Here is an 18670-nt window from a genome sequence, read left to right as displayed (position 1 = left end):
TTAATTTCTTGTTTGATTAAGAATTTTGCTACATAATCTTCTAAATTTGTTGCATCTCTACCATGACCAAGTACAATAACTAAAATTTCCCGGCTAGGCATCAAACCATCTGTGGTCAGATTGTGTTTTATATTGTTCGCAAGTGCTGTTAGTTCGTCGTAGCGAGAATTGTAGATTTGAAAGTTAACTACCGATTCTCCCCATAAATCGGGTACTGGGTTTGGAGAATTTTCTTTACGGCGCCTCAAGGTAATTGTTTCATTACTCTTTCTAAAATCACCTTTAACATCATAACCAATCGCTTTCCAGTCCTGCGTGCGGGTTAATCCTGCTAACATACCGTTCGGTCGTAATAACCCCATACCTATTACATGGGCAGCAGTAAGAATTGGTGCGGGTGTACGGTAGCATTTTTTCATGATTTCGCTTTTTTGAATACCACCCTTGTGTATCCCGGTTACAATGCGTTGAAACTTTTCATCATTGCCGAATAATTCCGGTGCCGATGGAATTTTGAGTGTGTCCAAACTTTGCGCTTCGTCATACGCCCATATTAGGCGCCGTTGTTCAGGATGAGATTCGTCGCATTGGCGTAATGCTTTATAAGCTAACCAGTAAATAGATTGCTTATCTTCAAATTTAAGGTCGTCATTATCGACTACTAAATCTTGACCTTCATCGATGAGGATAGCGTCAAACAACGGTTTAATTTCTTTTTGTTCCAGAAGGCGCCTGCATACATCGGCAAGTCCCTCATTCGGTTTCTTGTACTCGGTATCTTTTACAGTTAACGGTTTAACTCCATGCTGCTGACAAACATATCTATATATTCCCTGTTGATCTTTGGCACCCCATGCATGTAAAACTCTTAGCTTTGCTCTTGCCTCTGAATTATCTTTGTAGCTTATCTCACCACAACTAAAATGTCGCATCCATTTGTCAATAAGCTCGATAATTTGGTCATATAGCGAACGAGTAAAGAATATTAAAGCAATATCCCAGTCTGGATGCTTTAAATGCATTTGAGCGGCTTTTTGAGCTAGCAGTACAGTTTTACCTGAACCAGCTATTCCACGAATACGTTGGGCACCTGGAGGAACCGTCATCCCGATACTTACTTGTTGTAAATCAAATTGGAATTGCATGTCACGGACTTTAGTGAGTACAGAAGCGCGGGTTTTATCACGAAGCTGTATCACCTCAGTCTCGCGTGGAGGTTTTCTTAATACATTTGTGCCTGCAATCGTGACATTAAGTATTCCCCACTGTTCATCATTTAAAGACACACCTCTAATTACAGGGATGGCGCCGACGATACGTTTAAAAATACCAACGGCGCCTAGTTGATTCTTGAAAATGATTGGAGGACATGAAGGTAATTTATCAAAGCCGCGTGCAATCCAGTCTTTTTCATCGATTAAAGGTAATGCTACTACTGCTCTGGCTGAAACTTGGCACCGAATGGCTGGGTCACGGTCTGCATAACCAAGTATGGCAAATAATTGATTTTCGGCTTGTTGATAAGGGTTAAGAGTATTGGTGTAAAAATTCTGAACTGACCACTTGTGACCGTCAATGCTTACAATTTGGTTAATTGTGAGTGCTTTGACTTCTATAACTATTATCCCTTCTTCTTTATCAAGAATTAGAATATCTGGTTCTTTACGGGTTTCTCCAGTTTGGGAAAATATTGGGTAGCGCCAGTATCCGAAACAGTTATGCTTGCTGAATGCGTCTTTAACAGCATCCCAGACTTTTTGTTCCGCATGGGCGCCGTCTGATAACGTTTCAGTCTCTATAAAGCGATTGCTAGTTGTATTGATTATCATTTTATTTATTAAATTGCAATTTCAGGTCTACGATTATGATTCCCCAAGCAAATCTAAAAAACCTCTTACAAATAAAAAACGGTATAAATAGCTCTGATTTCTAAGAAATTACAATTAAATATTATTTTTGGATAAAATTTTGGCTTAGATAGTAATAATACTGAAACACAATCAAAACTGGTGAGGAGGGTGGCGTCCGTAAAATTGTGGGTTATTTGAGCTTTGTGTCTTCCAACAGTTTTTGAATTGACAGAATTAATTTATGCAGTCCTCTTTATCAAGCTGCCTCAGATTTTATATAATTAGCTCTTGGGGCATATTGTGAAATCCAAGTTGGGCAAAGCTTTGAAGCTATGTGCAAAATTAATGTAAGCGCTCTTCACTTCCGTCGCGGCGCCACTTATAATTTATGCGCGGACACAAAACACAACCGAGCATAAGTACTACAAAACAGGAACCGGATAGTTACACTGATGCCTAATATTGCTCTTTAAATCATATAAATTTAACTTGTAATCAAAACGATACGTTTAGTATTCATAATGAGCGCCGAGAAGGTAAAGTTTATTAAGATGATCACTAAAACATTTGTATTAAAGTGGAAAAGTTTTAATGCTTATAAATTGCTTAGGCGCCTGTAATAATAGTTTGTTCCGTACTGGCGCCAATATTATTTCTGGAAAAGGCGCCTAACATAACTTATTGTCGATTTTGAACAATTAGATTATCTGTTAATTGAGAGCGTTCAAGGATACTATTTAAAATATCATGAACTTCAAACACGGCTCTATTGTTAATAGATGTAGTTGCTTTACGGTAGCGAGCCAAGTTTTGAGGTTGTATTAGCTCTGCAACAGCCTTATCAATATCCCGAAAATTACGGAGTACAATACCAACCTTATTTTTTACTAACCACTCAGCATTATATCGTTCTTGTACCAAAGTTGATGCATTGCACTCTGTAATGACTGGCAACTTCATTGTCAAAGCCTCGCTAATACTTCCAGGACCGGGTTTGCCGATAAAGAAGTCAGACAGGTTCATATAATAGCTTATATCACTTGTAAAAGTTTCTACAAACCGTGGGATACGACCTTGACTGTTTTGCAGCTTAAAAGCTATCTTTTCATTGCGTCCGCAAATAAAAATAAGTTGTAACTTTAGCTGCGAATGGTCTAAACATTTAGCAATCTCCAGCATCACCTTTGAGCCATAACCACCGAACATGACCAAGCCAGTCGGTAAGTCTGGGTCTAAACCTAGGCTAAGTCTTTCGATTTGACAATTAATAGTAATAGGTTCGTATAATCGACGATTAATGACTACTCCTGACATGGGAAAGATGTGTGATGATGGTATCCCTTGCTTGCGGGCTTGCTCAACAGCACGTTCAGTGGGACAAATCAAAAATTGCTCTTGTGGCTCTATCCAATAACGATAAAAAGGATGACAATCAGCAAAATCTGTAATAAGAGTAACAAAAGGTGTTCCAGGCTTCGCTTTTTGTAAACTTTCTTTTAGCATTCGATTAAGGAATGGAATGGTGGAAACTACCAGGTCAGGTTGACAGGAGCGCCAGTAGCTTTCCAAAAAACGTACACCCCTCAAATGATTGCGACGAACACTTAACTTGGATAGAAAAAGGTACAGTGGGTCTAGGAATGTGGAACCATTTTGAAGCATGGAATTATAAATGTTAATTCCCTGTTGAAACAACACATCCATAGACTTTAGCAACCCGGTTTCATAGATATCAACTAATCGTGGATTTAAGGAATGCTGCTGACTAATTACTTGATGCAATGCATTAGCAGTATTACGATGTCCTGCACCAGCATTAAAATAAATTAAATCTACTGTTTTCATCGTTGTTAACTATTAAGTATTTACGCTAAATAAATCTTAGATAATCGTTATAGCACCGACCCGCAAACATTTGGTTTACAAAATCAATCACTTGGTGGATTTACATTATTTGGAGAAGGCGCCAACAAATTGTTTTATCAGGTTGAAAATGGTACAGGAGTTTTTAACCCTCAAGCTTTGACTACTAGTGGTTCTAATACGAACAAAATAACTGGTGGAGAAGGTATATTTGAAGGCGCCACTGGTACACTAACTGGTTCTGAAGTTTATCAAGTCGCCAATCTTCTAACAGACCCAACTAGCACTAGCAAAGGAATAGTGAAAATAAACGGCGCCATTACTGTACCAACAACTCAAAAAGTACCAGAGCAAAATAGCATTGTTGCACTAGTTGGAATGGGTATAGGCGCCACATTTTTATTACGAAGAAGGCGCCGTACTACAATTAGTATCAGGCATTAAATGCACTGCACTCAGGAAGCGTTTGTTGTAGTAGGCACCGTTATTTTATAATTGAGTATTATAAAAAGAAAAATACGCCCATTTTTTGGCGTAGTAGTACCAATGTAATTCCAGTTTACCAGTATTGAAGTACATTTGCTTTGATTGCTGTCCCCTAAAAAAAGTTGAGGGCGCCCGTTATGAGTAGCTACTCCAATAGAACTTTAGTATTGATGAGCAAAAATTTTTAGAGTACCAATACTCGTGCGGGCGTGTGCGTGTTAATTAGTGAGAGGGATTATCTAGGAACAAGCGTTAATTTTTGCGGTGCTTTAGATTTAACCAAATGCATTAACTGCTTGTTTAAATAGGATTGTGCTGATATGTACATCTGTTCCCAAATATCCTGGTCTCGGCAGATTTTGGCGCCGACCGAATTACCTGCTGTCTTGTTTGCTACTAAATATTTACGGAAGTAGTTATTCCATAGGTGTTGGATAAATTCTTCGGCAAATTCATTAAACGGTATTAGCCAGTTGTAATCTTTATCCAAAAATACACGGTATGAGGCAACGATTGGTAATGCTAAATCTGCTGGCGCACTGAATCCAAAGGAATATTTGCTGTTTGGAAGGAGCGTATTCTTACGATTATCGATTGATGCCAGGTCATTGGCGCCCTTTCTTCTGGGGTTAGAAATATGCTCTTGAATGATTTCGTAAAGCTTTTGTTCAATCCACAACGCTTGAGGAAGTAGCGGAAGCAGTTTAGCTAACCTATCTTTTTCTGTTTCTGTGATAGTGGCAGGTGTACTTGAAGTATTAGGATGCTTACTTCGGGTGTTGCCGTCAGGATTATATTTATTGATATCGAGGCAGTTGATTAATTTAAACAAGTGTGTAACGTTACAGTGCGTGTTTCTAGGCGCCCCGCTTTGATTTTGGTAGTAGGCAATTCTAAATTTGGTGTCTTGCTCTTGTTCTAATTGAGCCAGGTAACGCTTGATAAAATCATAATCGCCCCTTGCGTTAGTCTTGGAGCGGGTATCTACAGGCGCCGTAGTATTTGATGCGAGGGCAATATCTTTCGCTTCTTCTTCACCAAGACCAATGTGGATAGTAACTTTGACGCGCGCTTTTGTCAGGTCGTACTTGTACCCTCTCGCACTCTCGAACGCTAGAATGGTGTGTCCACCGTTGATAATACCGTCACTACCACCTTCATGAGCTTCAAGCATTTCCAATTCGAGCTTGTCTTTGCTTGGTGTTATCTTATTAGCTGATAAAACAATACCACTGTGTCGCTCAAAGAATTTATCAGGTTGAGTCGAAACTGAATCAAAGATTTGTCTATATGTTGAACTTTTACGGTTAGGTTCGCGGATATTAGGTTCTAGCGGTAGGTCGGTGGGGAATGTGTCAACGCGCGCGGTCGCAATAATGCAGTGTGGATTTGCAAGAAAATAGTTATCGATTCTAAGTGTCCAGGTTTTTGGCATGGTTAATATAGTCTAGAACAGCAAATACTATATTTTGAGTTACACATAGTACTACAAGCGTTCATGACAACAATTTGTAACAATTTGCAACAAGTTTTGTTCTAGGTACGCAGTTAATTGTGTTGTGAATTTTTAATTGCAACAGGCGCCAATTATGAAGCGTTTCTTGTGGTAAGGTGCCGAATCCTTTTATATTCAACAAACAGCAAGCTTATTGCACAACTGGGCAATTTGCTAAACTGCTAGTACTTTTAGGTGTAATAGAAGGTGCCTGTGCAACAAGTGCAATATTTCCATCACTGGTTTTGACCCATCCCTGTGCTTCGATAATTTGAGGAGTTGGAGAATTTTTAATTGCATTGACTGGCGCCTTTTCAGAATTATCTTGCAATAAAAATTGCCCTAATGTTTTGATAGTAATTTCTCCGCTATTCCCGTTAGCTCCAGAGGTAACAGCCGTACTAATTTGACTATTATTAATTAGAGTGATACCTTCAAGAGCATTTATTGAAACTTTACCCCCATCACCTTTTCCAGAAGTGCTGTTTATTATTTTGGCGCCGTTTTCTAATAAAAGACTACCATTAGTTATCAGATTAATTTCACCTCCGTTACCTTGAGCTTTTTCCTGTACCTCTGTACGAATTTGCCCATTATTTGTAATGGTAATACCATCTGAAGTATTAATAGATATGGCACCACCACTACCTTTTCCAGAAGTATAGGCACTCACTGTACGACCGTTAAGAAAGAATTTTTCTCCTTGAATATTAATACTACCGCCTTTTGGATTTTTAATAGGTTCGCCTGTTCTGGTATCAATCATTCCTAAATTCCAGGGATTAGAATATGTATAATTTGTAGCTATATTGCCTGCAGAAATGCTACCAGAAGCATTAATACTTACGTTGCCTACACTACCAAAGGCGCCAAAAGCATTTAAAACTCCACCTGTTGTATCAATTCCATCATGATGACTAGTAATATTAATTAGTCCACCAGCGTTACCACCAGTATATATATTGCCTGTTTTAATTGTCAAACCAATTGCTTCTATAGTTAGTACTATTGTTCGGAATGTTAGAGACAAGTAAAACAGGCGCCTACCTCAGTGTAGCAAAGTGCTAGCATATTTATGTAAATAAGTGTTAGCACCTTTTGAATAGTTCGCGCACGTATATTTATATAATCAGAAAAGTGCTAGCACTATGTTGTTGGCTCGGTTGCGCTCAATTGCTTGCCCTATATATGTTTTGTTAGAAACTTAGTCTACAAAGCGCTCCTACTTAACTTATGCCAACAACAAAGAAAAGAATAATGTTTCAAGCTTCGGATGAGTTAGACGAAGCGTTGAAAGCTTGTGCTAGTGATGAAGACAGGTCAATTAGCAGCCTGATAGTAAGCGTGATGAGCGAATATTTGGCAACTAAAGGATATTTAGAACAAAAAAAGTCGGCGCTGATCAAGAAAACAGTTCACAAAACTTAACAGAAAATATTGAGGATGATGTTACCCTCAGTGAGGCAGAAAGTGATAATGTAGAAAATATAAAGCTGTTACCCCCAAAGGAACTACTGACTCTGGCGCCTGTAACCAGATTACAGGAGGATGCTACTCAAATGAAAATTTTTCTACTACCGGAGGATAGAGAACTGATTAAACAAGCATGTCAAAAAAAAGGTGTTACGATGACGCACTTAGCTCGTACTTTATTGGTTAGTTGGGCTAGCGAAACATTATCAGAATAATAGTGTCCGCACGAGCGTTTATGTAAAGGTAAGTGCGCGGTATTCAAAAACCTCTACAAATCGGTAAAAATCTAAAACCCCCCGTAACGACTACCAATCAGACCGGAGGGCTTCAAAACCTAGTACATGAAAATCTATACACGTAGGTAATTTCATTATGACTGCATCTGCCCCAATTTTTCAAGTATTTAGCTATTCTGAGTTTCCAAATCAAGATTCAGAAGTATTGGCAAAAGATACGTTTGCTGACTTAACTGGCTTTGCGCTGAATTATTTCGATGGATTAGTCAAGATAGGAAGTAAGCTTTGCAATGTTCTAGAAGAAATATTGAAATCAGACAAAAACGGGAAGAAGGTGTTCTCGAAGTGGTTGGGTAGCTTCGGCGCCTTGGAATATCTTGCTAGGAACGCAATAGATATTTACAACTGGTTCAAGGCTTTAGACCCAGAGTTACAGCAAGAACTCCGCGAGAACGTTCAGAGTTTGAAAATATCAGCACTACGCGAACTTAGATATTTAACCCCAGAGGAGATAAAACAAGTTATCACAAGTGGCTTTCGGACTGCAAAGCAAATCAAACAGCTACACGCGCGCTCTACCAAAAAGGCGGTTAAAAATACCAACGGCGCCCGCCCATCGTACCAAAACGACGACTTGGACAGTTTTGAAGCAATCGAAGAGCAACCAGTGCTAGAGGTAATTGAATGTGATGTAGAACTGGCGCCAGGAGTAAGGGTAGTAGTCAAGAATGCTAAATGGTGGGACGGTGCTACAGGTGAAATTAAGTCTATTAAAAATGTTGATGAATTTTGGGTTCTATTGGACAGCGAGCGTTACCAAGGTAGCGTAACCGAAAGCTTATTCAAACGTTCTCAGTTAGAGCCAGAAGTTCAAAGAGTTGCACAGGTGCCTGAGTTGGTGTCAGACTTGCAAACCCGAAAGGCGCCTTTCCAGACTCCACGCAAAAAAATGTATACCGAAGAAGAGTTACAAGCGGCAATTGCAGAAGCGTTTGCGAAGAAAGAATTAGAAGAAGCACAAGCTAGAGAGGCAAAGTACCAGGAAAGTTACGATGCTGGGCAGAAAGCTGTAGACAGAGATGTGGCAGCGCTTGAAAAACACGCAGAAAAATTAGCTATTGAAAAACAACAACTCGTAGCACAGTTACAGCAAGCTACACAGGAAATTAAAAGACTTCAGGGGCTACATGTTAAAAACCAGCAGCTTGAGCAACGTGTTGAGGACTTAGAGAAAGTTCTAGAATCCTCTTTCTCGATTGGTACAGCAGGAGCGCCGTTGAGTCCCAAAACCACCAAGAAAGTAAACTCCAACTTTGTTCTATTGTTGGTCGTTTTAATGGCTGAGGTTAAAGAATTAAAGATTGCGATGTCTACTCTTCATCTTGAATTAGAGCAACTTCAAGCTATAAATACTAACCATCAGAAAGAAATTAAAGAGTGGCGCCAGTATTCGGAATCCAACACCGAAATAGAAGAAATCATCAAAGAATTTGGCTCTCTTGGGGAATCTTTGGGTTGGAACGGCTGGAATCGTTATGGGTATCGTGCGGTAGATGGTACGCTGCATAGGAATATTGATGCAATAAAGAGTTTTGTTACTGACTTAAAGCACGAGTATCAAGAGGTGCCTGAAGTCGTTTTTCAAAATTGACCATTCAAATTTTAAATGACGTAGTGCTTATAAACTTAGGTAAAACAAGGTTAAGGTTAAGTGGCGCCCGTATCTTTACACAAGGTGGATAGCATAATCTCAAAACTGTGTTTATACTTGCTTAAAACACCGCATGGAGATTATGGAGAAGTATCAGGATTGGTTTTGGGAAATTAAAGAATGCGGGCAAGGACCTCATTATTACTTCAACGCTACTTTTGATCAAAAAAATGCATCTTGTCTTGCTGCACTAATACTTAAGCATCCACTTTCTGGCTTTGTACACTGCCATACCGAAGGCAAACTAACTTCGGTGCCATGTAGAGACCCTAATAATTGTGGTTCTTACGATCTATATATTGACGAAAGTAATTATGCTGGGGTTTTGTCTGGTTTAAAAAGCGACCCACCTCAAATTACTGTTTCACATTACATATGGCATATTATCTATGTTTGTGGCAACTCTTTTGGGATTGAATGCGGTTATGGTGGAATAACCGGAACCGATAATAAAGCTGATACCTCACTGATTGTAAAACTCGCGCAATCACCAGAACTGACTTTAGTTAATTGGACAATCATGTCTGGGGGAGACGGTTACACAACAGTGTATTTTAGAACTGGGACATCAGCCACAGAACTACTTGCTTATTTGCTATTGAGTGAGCCACAAAAGCCTGACTTCGCGCAAATAGAAAGAGAGTTATGTCTGGCTTTATCAGAACCTGCATTGTCTGAAACCTATCGCTTGGGTGAGTGCAAAATCTCTGGTTGGCAGCTTCAATTAGTCGTCCTTCATGAGATTCAAAAAACCACCAACTATGGTAGCTCTGGATGGAACATGACGCCACACACCACTCAGTTAGAGAAAGTCGTAAAAAGTGTTAGCGACAAGTGTAAAGTTCCGGGTTGTGTAGGAGGCGCCGCACATGACAATAATGATTTCTACACGTTGATTGGAAGTTCTATCAGCTTTGGCTACTCACGACGGTAGTTGAGCCGACTCCCTCATCTCCAATCACCCTGCAAAGTGAACGGCGCCCAATAATAAGGACTTTTCCATTCATTACTATTCCACAACTGTAATTGTGCTTCCCGTAAAGCAATTGTCGGCGCTTTGCCTTTTCTCAAATATCTGAATTCCGGCATCAATAATTTCAAGTCCTTGCTCGGTTTTGCCTAGCTTTCCAGATATTACTCCACCCCAATCAGCAAATTTAGCAACAGACGCTTCTGCTTTCTTCCAACTTTTTGGGTTAAGGATTGCTGTAAAATTAATTCCGTTCTGGTCAGTTACTTCGACCTGTACCTTTTTATTTGGAGCAGGCGCCGCTTGTGGTAGTGAACCGCTTATTTTTATCGTAACTTCGCTTCTAACTTGCATATGACTATTAGTTCCTTGTGGTGCTGTTTGCTCTATTACTTTATTAACTGGTTGTTTTTCTTTATCTGGCGCCGTATTAGTATTCTCTGTTTGATTTTCAGCAACATTAATTAATTGTGCTTCTGTAACAGGCGCCTCTTGGTTAGCTATATCATCCATTAAATTTTTCTTCTTTTTCTTCGTTTTAGTAGAAGCTGCATTAATTAATTCTGTTTCTATTGTTGACGCCTCTTGGGTAACTACAAGAGAAGTGTTATTATTTGTTTCTATAAAGGCTGTATCTACTAACTTTGATTTTAAGGTAGGTGTATGATAAATTTTACTAGTATTCTCATTCTCATTTTTCTCTTTTATCATACTAGCTGATTGAAGCCTAAATTCATTGTCAACTAGCTCTGCATTTATTTCCCAAAACTGCCCTAACTCTAGATTTTTAAGTTCATACTTTATATTTTGGCATTTTACAGCCATATCAAACTCTTTTAAATGCATTGATTGTGGTACTATTTTGATAATAACTAACTGCTTATCAATATTAAAATAATCTACTTCTCCTCTAATTATAAACAAATTTAATATAGATGATGGTTTTGATTGATCTGAGTATACGTTTTGTATCCTCAAACGTTTTAACTTAAAATCTTCTGTTGTTTTAGGATATACACCGCATATGAGCGGCTCCCCTGAATTTACTAATTGAGAAAAAGAAATTTTCTTCTCTAAGCTTCTTTCTATTCTTGGTCTAATTTTTATAGCTATTTTATCTGACTCTAAAATTTCTGCACTCTCTTGCTCCGGAACGTCTAAAATTCCAAAATAGTTTTTACGCTCTTTATCTGTGTCTCCATCTGTGTATGAATAAATTTTCATTTTTACTAAGCCGTATGCTTTATATAAAAGCAATTCTTCTTTCTGTTCCACGGTAAAAACCCCTGCTTTCAAAAGCGGCTAAACTACTGCATCAAAAAGCTTAGTACAAAAGTAAGTATCTAGGAAGCATTGAAATAAAACTAAATATATACATTGCTTGAATATTTAGATACTTGGGTACTTAGAAGCCTATACATGGGATACCTGTAAATTGGGACATAATGCAAAATTTTGTTAATTTTACTTGTAATAGTTCATTTTTGATGGTGAAGGCTAATTCAAATTAAAGTTAGGCGCCTGTTTCTACACCATCCGCAACTTGCACGCTTTGCTAACTGTCCTAGTGGTTCATGTCATAAGTTTTGGTGTGTAGGTGCCAATAGTAAACGTGGCTATGCCTCACTTACAACCCCACAAAATTAATGACGCAGACCACTAGTACGGCACCTGCTATTTAAAGCATTTGTATGTTGTTGTTACAAAATTAATCCTTATCCCCTAGGAAAAAGTTTAAATGCTTACAAATCGAATCGGCACCTGTTTTGTAGTTGGTTCGTACTGATTAATTTTCCTAGGGGAATATTTTTAATCAAATTAGGTCTCACTATTATGTACTATTGTATAGTACATAAGCAATGATTATTGGTGTTAAGTAAGCGGCGCGGTTTAGAGACTGATATTGTCATTCCTGAAAACGTTTATTAGAATACTTAAATCTATACATTTTGGTAGAAGCTATATCATAAGTTTTACTCTGCAAAAGGCTTGCTAATATCTTGAAATATGAAGAAATTTTGAAGTATTAATATATTTTAATACATTAATACTTCTACCAAAAGGTAGATTTGGGGCGTGACTACAACTTTTTGCATAAATAGGTTCTTGGTATTTGCAAGTAAGTATACATGAAGCGATTATCCCGATTGCTTCTATTACTTTTAATCAGATTGCATGTAGGGAGATTTTACTATGACACTTTTTACAAGACGAGCATTTATTAGTATTAGTGTTGGTACTGTTCTGGCAGGCTTTAACCCCGAACCTGCCAATGCTCAAGTAAGCAGAATTAGAAGATTAATTCCAGCAGTGATAAAGTTTAGGGACTGGGCTTGGCCTTATCTAAAAGAAGCCTTGCTTCAAGAAATAGCTAATCAGGCTGCACATTATATCGTAGAACATACAAAGGAAATTGTACAAGTTGCTGTTAATTTAACGCGCGAGGGTATTGAACGTATTAATGCAGCATTAAGAGATGCAACTAATTCACATTTACTCCAGATTGCAAGTGCTGCTATCGCTGCTGGTGTTGTATTAACAATAGCGGTATCGGGACCTGCTAGTATTCTTGCAGTTCCAATGGAAATAGTTTTTGAAGCTGCTACATTGCCTTTATTGCTGGCATTCTATCACGACGATGTGAGCAATTTTATTGCTGGACAGGCATATGAAGTCATTGCCAGTTCGTATTAACTAGGTAGCTATAATGCTATGAATAGTATTTCATATCTATAAGTTTTTGTACGGCGCCGTTGCTCTTTTGAGCAGGCGCCTTATTCATTAATGATGTTGCCATTTTCGTCTCTCTTAATTTCAATAACCTTTACATCTCCACCTTCCCAAGGTTCAACCGTAAACCCTGCGGTTGTTTCCGAAGGATATCGACCAGCCATAATCTCCCATGCCTCCTCTTCGCTGTTAGCGTGGACATAATGTCCCTGGCGTTCTCTCAAGTCATGGCGCCCTGCACAGTCATGCTGGTATAAGGCGTTCCTGGTACATCGATACTCTCGCATTTGCGTTCATCTGACTATAAAACAGCTCAGTATTTTAACGCTTTTGTGCAAGAGTTGGCAGTACGGGATGGGCACCGTAACAAAGTAGTTTTGTATTATAAAGAGGTAAAAAAGTATTGCTGGAGCCAATAAAACTATCCAAAGTTTATTTTGGTGAGGCGCCTTGAAACGTGAGAAATAGGAACTATTGGCTCTCAATCTGTACTATGAGAGTACATTTGTTGTTAATATCACAACTTCTTTGTACAAATGCTTCATGATGTTGCGTAAACGTGTCGGCGCCGAAGAATATTTATCTTTAATTTATAGTAATTTCTTGAATCCACAGGTAACCCAATATTTACGCTGCTCCCATATCGTTGTTTACGATTCGGTGCGCGGTGCCTGGGTTTCGGTGGAGCAGTTGCATCGCTGCGTCTTGCTAATGCTGGAATTGAGACAATTGTTTTAGAAAGAGGGCGCCACTCGTAGCACTCAAATTCAAAGTTAAAAATAAAAGAGGTAATTCAATATCTTCATATCTACATGTAGTTTTAGTATATTTACATTATCTTACATTTTGAATTTGAACGTTAACGTAAACGAAGTTTTGCCGAAGGCTAGTTATCCCTTCAGGTAGTGAGCGGCGCCTGTTATTGGAGTAAGGATAATATTTTTGTTTTCGCTGCATAAACTCCGAAAGGGCAACATGTAAACGTTTAGATGAGTAAATGTTAAAAAATTACGAATCTATTAACATACAATATTTGTGAGATTGATGATGAAAAAATTAGCTATTATCGGTTCAACAATTGCATTTTTGTTGTTGAGTAACTTTGTAAGTTATGCTCAAGCAACATCTGAACCTACGCAAAAACAGGACTCAATAGATACGGAACAAGTAACTGAAGATACTGCTAAAACTCCTATAACTGAACCAAAAATAAACCCGGCTGACGGAGAGCCAGAAGTAGACCCAACAGCTAAAAAGCCAGGTCCCTTTTACTGGATTATTGCCGAACACAGCGGTAAAGCGCTTATGCCTGAAAATCACTCTAAGAACGTGGGTACTCGTATCGTGCAAATGAGTAAAGGTAACTTCGGCGCCCAACACTGGAAAATTAGACATATGAGTACCGACAGTAACGGGCAGAGTGTCCGCAAGTTCGAGAATCGACACTCACATCTATGCATCTGGGTTTATAGCACCGCCCAAGGTGAAGTACTGAAGCAAGATGGTTGTGAAAGCGGTAATGATGACGCGCGTAAACCAGAGTGGAGAGTGTCGAACAAATACAACATGTGGGCTGGAAAGCCATTCACTACTTGGTCGGAATACAGCGGCAAGTGCATGGATGTAGCCAATGCTTCAACCTCTGATTACACTTCTCTTGGTCAGTACACTTGTCACGGTGGTCCAAACCAGCAGTTCCGGGCACAGTATGTTCCTGGAACTTGATTAAAACGTTTTATATTGGCGCCTTAACGAAGTCGGAACGCTTGAAGTCGTCGGTAGTCACGTAAGACGAATAAACCGTACTTCAGAAGGACGACCTGCGGCTTCCGACTTCTTTATATCTTGAGTTTTATGTCCCGCAGGAAAATAGTTAACGATGCCACTGTTGTTGGTCGTCAAAGCGGTCACGTCTGAGCGCAATTTGTACACGTTGTTCAGCTAGACGAAGGTGTGCGTTGGCTCTATATTGCCAGGGTCGTGCAGCACTGTTGTCTTCTCTGTGGTCAATGTCGCGTTTGGCGCTTTGCAGCAATCTTTCAATCTCTCTGAACTTGCCTTTATGACGTAGCGACGTATCTATCGTAGGGTTGTCATCCACATCTTTACGGTCAAGCACAGCTGCTCTATCAATCTCCCAAATCGTGCGATGAATCTCCCGCAGAGCAACCAGCTCTTCTTGTTTCACATTCGCTTCTTCGGGTAACTGCAAGAGTCGTTCAGCTTTGCGGAGATCACTACGCGCGTGCAGGTAGTAGGGATGATTGCCTGGAATATCGGCTCTTGCAATACCTTGTGCGAACACTCCGGTTACAAGACCAGTGAGAATCCCTATTACACCAAGCTTTTGCATCATATTGTTTTTCATAGTTAGAAAGAATTAGTTTAGGCTCGTTGAACTACGTTTGATTAGACTTCTTGCTGTCCAATTTGGTTCAATTTGAGTTTAGGGAAGAAGTGCGATAAAGTTAGGCGCCGTTTCAGTGTGAAGTACCATCAAAAATTTCCGACTATTTTTGCGTAATTGCTTATATAACAAGTGAATCCATAATTACTCAAACAAAAGTCTATAGAGATTCGCTTTCAATGAAAAGTTTTTATAAGAAAATAGGTGCTTACGTACTCTTTGGCGTAACTGCATTGACAACTATAGCAAGTAACTCCTCACAAGCAGAAGCCCGCAGCTTGCCTCATTGTGATACCAACCAGCTTTCGCTACGTTTTGTCGAGAATAATCCCGGCGCCGGAAATACTTACGATAAATATGCTTTGACTAACATATCAGCTTCGACCTGTACTCTCTACGGTTATCCAGGGGTGGAGTTGTTAAATAAATACAATAAACCCGTAGGAGTAACTGTTGAACGAGATGCTTCTAAACCAAAAACAACAGTAACTTTACGACCAGGTGCTAAAGCTTATTTTGTTCTCAGATATGGTAATAAAGGAAACTATGGTGGTCAGCAGTGTGCCCCAGACTCAGTTAAGATTGAGGTCACTCCTCCTAATACTTACAATCACTTAATTATTTCTCATCGAGAAAGCGCTTGTAGAAGAGCTACTGTCAGCCCAGTTAGTACTAGTTGATTTTAACTTTTCCAAAATTATACAAATGGATATAATTAAATTTTTGTACTAAAGCGTGCGGGTATACCGCAAATCAACCTGGTCTTCAATGGCTGGGTTTTTGATTACAGGACTGTAAATGGTACATCGATACTCTCGCATTTGTTCAAGCTAATTTAAAACAGCTACACATTTTAGCGCGATTGTGCATAAGTTGGCAGCGAGTAGGCGCCGATTATTTTTCTCAAGAAGGCACCTCAACAGACGCTGTTGACTTGAAGAAAGGCGCCATCACTCAAAAGTGACAACTCAAAAAGCCCAGAACTGGATGCTGCTATATACTACTGTTAATGAGTATAATCTGCTACTAATGATGCCGATATCACCAGCAAGTGCATAATTTGATTTCATCTACACCCATTATTAATCAGAACGAATAGCGTAGCTCAACTAAAAGTTAAGATATGAAACCTGTGGTAACGAAGCGCTTAATTATACGTCGTATGCAGGAGACTGATTTGCCTGATTTTCTGGCGTACCAAACTCATCCCCTAGTTTTACAATATATGCCAGTAGAACCAATGACCGAAGAAAAAGCAATTAGCTTTCTAGCTCGACAAGCAACAGTGGAAATTGATGACTGTGGAGGCTATATCGCATTTGGTATTTATCATATAGATGATACCAAAATAATTGGTGAGGTCGGTATCTACGTTTCACCGAAAGAAAGTAAAGGCGATATAGGCTGGTCACTTCATCCCGAATATCAGGGTTTTGGTTATGCTACCGAGGCAGCAGAAGTATTGCTCGCTTATGGCTTTGTACAACGAGAGTTGCACCGAATTACATCGGCTTGCGATACACGAAATATAGCATCTTTTCGGTTGATGGAACGTCTTGGAATGAGACGTGAAGGACATTTACGGCAAAGCAAGTTTATGAAAAATGCGTGGCAGGATGAGTATATTTACGCCTTGTTGCATGACGAGTGGTTGGCTCAAAGAAAGTAATTAAAAAGCGAGAAATTAGGGATGACGAACACGCGCGGGTTGATAGCAGGCACCACTCGCGAGCGCGAGAATTCAATAATTACCCAACCAACTTCTTCAGTTTGGTTACTGCGAAGGGCTTCATGCTGCATTATTCTCTAAACGAATTAAATTGCTCAGAATTTCTAAATTTCCTGCTGCTCCCTTACCTGTACTACTGCTTGAAATTAAAACATTACAATATCCCAAGATTTAAATGAATTATAGGCGCCTGTTGTAATGCTTAATATTTAAAAAGATTATAATTAAATCAATAATTATATGAAAAAACAATTAATTATTACTTTCTTCACAATATTTTGTTCTCTGCCAAATTCTGCTATGGTTCAGGTGAATGATAGCCATTGTACTTCGCCTTACTAGAGATTAGTGGAGAAAGTCGATCAAGAAGCATCAGTATGCCATCAAACCTCAATGGATGATGGTGAGCAATATTTTACTATAACGAGATACGATACAAATAATCAAATGTTATCTCATGTTTCAGTAACATCTGCTGAAGATGGCATAAAAACTGTTCGTGTTAGTGATAAACAAAGCACCCTTGATAATGCTACAGTTTTCACCTTAGATGGAAGGAGTTTTAAATTTTGGATAGCATATCCAAATGCAAATTTAGTAAATAGATACAAACGTGATATTACTGCAATTTTAGATGCAATGGAAAAACATGTAGAAAAGCCAGTAAAGAATTTTTAGGCATATGCCGATAACTACGGCGCCATCACTCCTCAATTACATTCCCGTCTGAGTCCCGCTTGACTTCTACTACTTTTACATCTCTTCCTTCCCATTCCTGCACTGTAAACCCAGCTTCAGCTTCCTCTGGATACCGAATAGCCATTTTTTGCCAAGCTTCTTCCTCATTTCGAGCCATTATATAGTGTCCCTGTCGTTCCCGCAGGTCATCACGCCCAGCACAATCGTGCTGATATAAAGCATTTATAGTACAGCGATACTCTCGCATTTGTATTAGCCAATTATAAAACAGCTCCACATTTTAGCGTGGTTGTGCATAAGTTGGCAGCAAGAGGGCGCCAGTGAACGTAAGAAATGAGAACCAATGGTTCTCGAATTGTACTGATGAATAGTACAAAAGTTTTGTACATTTCAACATGGAGCAGGCGCCTTTCTTCAACGGTTAATCCCATGAACGGCGCCTTGAACGTTCCGGGGCGCCTGAACCTGCTTTCATGTTAGGTCTGCTATTAGAAGTTGGTAGAGTTGCCAAACCTAGCAAGACCCAAAAAAGCACATGCTAAGAAGCCAAATATTAAGCTAGTACTTACGCACTGTACAAAATAACTATCTTGTGTATTAACGTAAATACATTGTTTTAGGCTTTTAAGTGTAGTAAGCGGCGCCTGCATAAATTATTGAAAATCTACATAGATTATAGAAATTGTAGATACAAAGGAGAAATATATGATGATTCAGGCGCCAGTAAAAAAGTTTAGGCGCCTTCTGTATTCTTTAGTAAAACAAAAGTGATAATTAAACAAATGCAAAAATCAATCTTAATTTCAACTACTTGTTTGTTAGTTTGTGTTGCAACAAACTTATTTAACTTTTCACCTTCTTTAGCTCAAAGAAGTCGGCGCCCATTGATTGCTTATCAATGTCAAGGCTTCAGTGAAACAATTTTCAAAATTGTTTTGAAGAAAGATAAAGCTTATAGTGTTCAATCACGCGAGGTTAACACCGACCCTAAAAATCCACCTAAAACTTTACCTGGTGGTAG

Annotated in this window: 22 protein-coding genes; 13 read left to right on the top strand and 9 right to left on the bottom strand. The window is 39.1% G+C overall.

Annotation, left to right across the window (positions count from 1 at the left end):
* Positions 1-1829 (bottom strand): NERD domain-containing protein (locus AC2JBO_RS31685; RefSeq protein ID WP_496957607.1); only part of this gene is annotated, 1829 nt, incomplete at its 3' end.
* 699 nt (positions 1830-2528) lie between these two features.
* Positions 2529-3695: an MGDG synthase family glycosyltransferase gene (locus AC2JBO_RS31680; protein WP_496957606.1), complete on the bottom strand. Its 1167-nt coding sequence runs from the start codon at positions 3693-3695 to the stop codon at positions 2529-2531.
* A gap of 129 nt (positions 3696-3824) precedes the next feature.
* Here AC2JBO_RS31680 and AC2JBO_RS31675 point away from each other — a divergent pair, with 129 nt between their 5' ends.
* Complete coding sequence (locus tag AC2JBO_RS31675) at positions 3825-4157, top strand: hypothetical protein (RefSeq protein ID WP_496957605.1); 333 nt, start codon at positions 3825-3827, stop codon at positions 4155-4157.
* A gap of 277 nt (positions 4158-4434) precedes the next feature.
* On the opposite strand, the gene AC2JBO_RS31670 is transcribed toward AC2JBO_RS31675, so the two are convergent.
* Entirely contained in the window at positions 4435-5634 is a 1200-nt protein-coding gene (locus AC2JBO_RS31670) for an AIPR family protein (protein ID WP_496957604.1), read from the bottom strand.
* Between the two features lie 211 nt (positions 5635-5845).
* Positions 5846-6724: a hypothetical protein gene (locus tag AC2JBO_RS31665; protein ID WP_496957603.1), complete on the bottom strand. Its 879-nt coding sequence runs from the start codon at positions 6722-6724 to the stop codon at positions 5846-5848.
* 203 nt (positions 6725-6927) lie between these two features.
* Here AC2JBO_RS31665 and AC2JBO_RS31660 point away from each other — a divergent pair, with 203 nt between their 5' ends.
* From AC2JBO_RS31660 to AC2JBO_RS31645, 4 genes are all read left to right on the top strand, one after another.
* Positions 6928-7122 (top strand): hypothetical protein, encoded by a 195-nt coding sequence (locus AC2JBO_RS31660; protein ID WP_496957602.1) that lies wholly within the window; start codon positions 6928-6930, stop codon positions 7120-7122.
* A 131-nt stretch (positions 7123-7253) separates the two neighbouring features.
* Positions 7254-7382, top strand: a complete 129-nt coding sequence (locus tag AC2JBO_RS31655; protein ID WP_255666397.1) for a hypothetical protein — start codon at positions 7254-7256, stop codon at positions 7380-7382.
* Positions 7383-7539: 157 nt separating this feature from the next.
* Positions 7540-9054, top strand: coding sequence for a hypothetical protein (locus AC2JBO_RS31650; RefSeq protein ID WP_496957601.1), 1515 nt, complete (start codon positions 7540-7542; stop codon positions 9052-9054).
* A gap of 142 nt (positions 9055-9196) precedes the next feature.
* A complete protein-coding gene (locus AC2JBO_RS31645; RefSeq protein ID WP_496957600.1) occupies positions 9197-10048 on the top strand; it encodes a hypothetical protein in 852 nt (283 codons plus the stop codon).
* 14 nt (positions 10049-10062) lie between these two features.
* Here the strand turns inward: AC2JBO_RS31645 and AC2JBO_RS31640 are convergent, their stop codons facing one another.
* Together AC2JBO_RS31640 and AC2JBO_RS31635 are read right to left on the bottom strand one after the other, a co-directional pair.
* A complete protein-coding gene (locus AC2JBO_RS31640) occupies positions 10063-10161 on the bottom strand; it encodes a CHAT domain-containing protein (protein ID WP_496957608.1) in 99 nt (32 codons plus the stop codon).
* Positions 10124-11359: a hypothetical protein gene (locus AC2JBO_RS31635; RefSeq protein ID WP_496957599.1), complete on the bottom strand. Its 1236-nt coding sequence runs from the start codon at positions 11357-11359 to the stop codon at positions 10124-10126. Before AC2JBO_RS31635 ends, AC2JBO_RS31640 begins: the two co-directional genes overlap by 38 nt.
* Positions 11360-12277: 918 nt before the next feature.
* Here AC2JBO_RS31635 and AC2JBO_RS31630 point away from each other — a divergent pair.
* Positions 12278-12778 carry a hypothetical protein gene (locus AC2JBO_RS31630; RefSeq protein ID WP_496957598.1) on the top strand — a complete coding sequence of 167 codons (501 nt, stop codon included), beginning with the start codon at positions 12278-12280 and terminating at the stop codon, positions 12776-12778.
* An 80-nt stretch (positions 12779-12858) separates the two neighbouring features.
* Here AC2JBO_RS31630 and AC2JBO_RS31625 read toward each other — a convergent pair whose 3' ends face one another.
* Positions 12859-13101, bottom strand: coding sequence for a hypothetical protein (locus AC2JBO_RS31625; RefSeq protein ID WP_496957597.1), 243 nt, complete (start codon positions 13099-13101; stop codon positions 12859-12861).
* 256 nt (positions 13102-13357) lie between these two features.
* On the opposite strand from AC2JBO_RS31625, the gene AC2JBO_RS31620 reads away from it, so the two are divergent.
* Together AC2JBO_RS31620 and AC2JBO_RS31615 are read left to right on the top strand one after the other, a co-directional pair.
* Positions 13358-13552, top strand: coding sequence for a hypothetical protein (locus AC2JBO_RS31620; protein WP_496957596.1), 195 nt, complete (start codon positions 13358-13360; stop codon positions 13550-13552).
* Positions 13553-13858: 306 nt separating this feature from the next.
* Positions 13859-14539 carry an RICIN domain-containing protein gene (locus tag AC2JBO_RS31615; RefSeq protein ID WP_496957595.1) on the top strand — a complete coding sequence of 227 codons (681 nt, stop codon included), beginning with the start codon at positions 13859-13861 and terminating at the stop codon, positions 14537-14539.
* 148 nt (positions 14540-14687) lie between these two features.
* Here the strand turns inward: AC2JBO_RS31615 and AC2JBO_RS31610 are convergent, their stop codons facing one another.
* Positions 14688-15170 (bottom strand): hypothetical protein, encoded by a 483-nt coding sequence (locus tag AC2JBO_RS31610; RefSeq protein WP_496957594.1) that lies wholly within the window; start codon positions 15168-15170, stop codon positions 14688-14690.
* 230 nt (positions 15171-15400) lie between these two features.
* On the opposite strand from AC2JBO_RS31610, the gene AC2JBO_RS31605 reads away from it, so the two are divergent.
* The 3 genes from AC2JBO_RS31605 (at position 15401) to AC2JBO_RS31595 (ending at position 17628) form a co-directional block, all read left to right on the top strand.
* Complete coding sequence (locus AC2JBO_RS31605) at positions 15401-15901, top strand: DUF4232 domain-containing protein (protein ID WP_496957593.1); 501 nt, start codon at positions 15401-15403, stop codon at positions 15899-15901.
* A 443-nt stretch (positions 15902-16344) separates the two neighbouring features.
* Positions 16345-16890 carry a GNAT family N-acetyltransferase gene (locus AC2JBO_RS31600; RefSeq protein WP_496957592.1) on the top strand — a complete coding sequence of 182 codons (546 nt, stop codon included), beginning with the start codon at positions 16345-16347 and terminating at the stop codon, positions 16888-16890.
* Positions 16891-17298: 408 nt separating this feature from the next.
* Positions 17299-17628 (top strand): hypothetical protein, encoded by a 330-nt coding sequence (locus AC2JBO_RS31595; protein WP_496957591.1) that lies wholly within the window; start codon positions 17299-17301, stop codon positions 17626-17628.
* Between the two features lie 25 nt (positions 17629-17653).
* Here the strand turns inward: AC2JBO_RS31595 and AC2JBO_RS31590 are convergent, their stop codons facing one another.
* Positions 17654-17896, bottom strand: a complete 243-nt coding sequence (locus AC2JBO_RS31590) for a hypothetical protein (protein ID WP_496957590.1) — start codon at positions 17894-17896, stop codon at positions 17654-17656.
* An 86-nt stretch (positions 17897-17982) separates the two neighbouring features.
* On the opposite strand from AC2JBO_RS31590, the gene AC2JBO_RS31585 reads away from it, so the two are divergent.
* Positions 17983-18129 carry a hypothetical protein gene (locus AC2JBO_RS31585; RefSeq protein WP_496957589.1) on the top strand — a complete coding sequence of 49 codons (147 nt, stop codon included), beginning with the start codon at positions 17983-17985 and terminating at the stop codon, positions 18127-18129.
* 302 nt (positions 18130-18431) lie between these two features.
* Positions 18432-18670, top strand: a 239-nt coding sequence (locus AC2JBO_RS31580; protein WP_496957588.1) for a hypothetical protein, incomplete at its 3' end; no start/stop codon positions are given.

The sequence above is a fragment of the Calothrix sp. CBUCES-K 9914 genome, from assembly GCF_059640475.1.
This window is presented reverse-complemented; position numbering and strand designations above follow the sequence as displayed.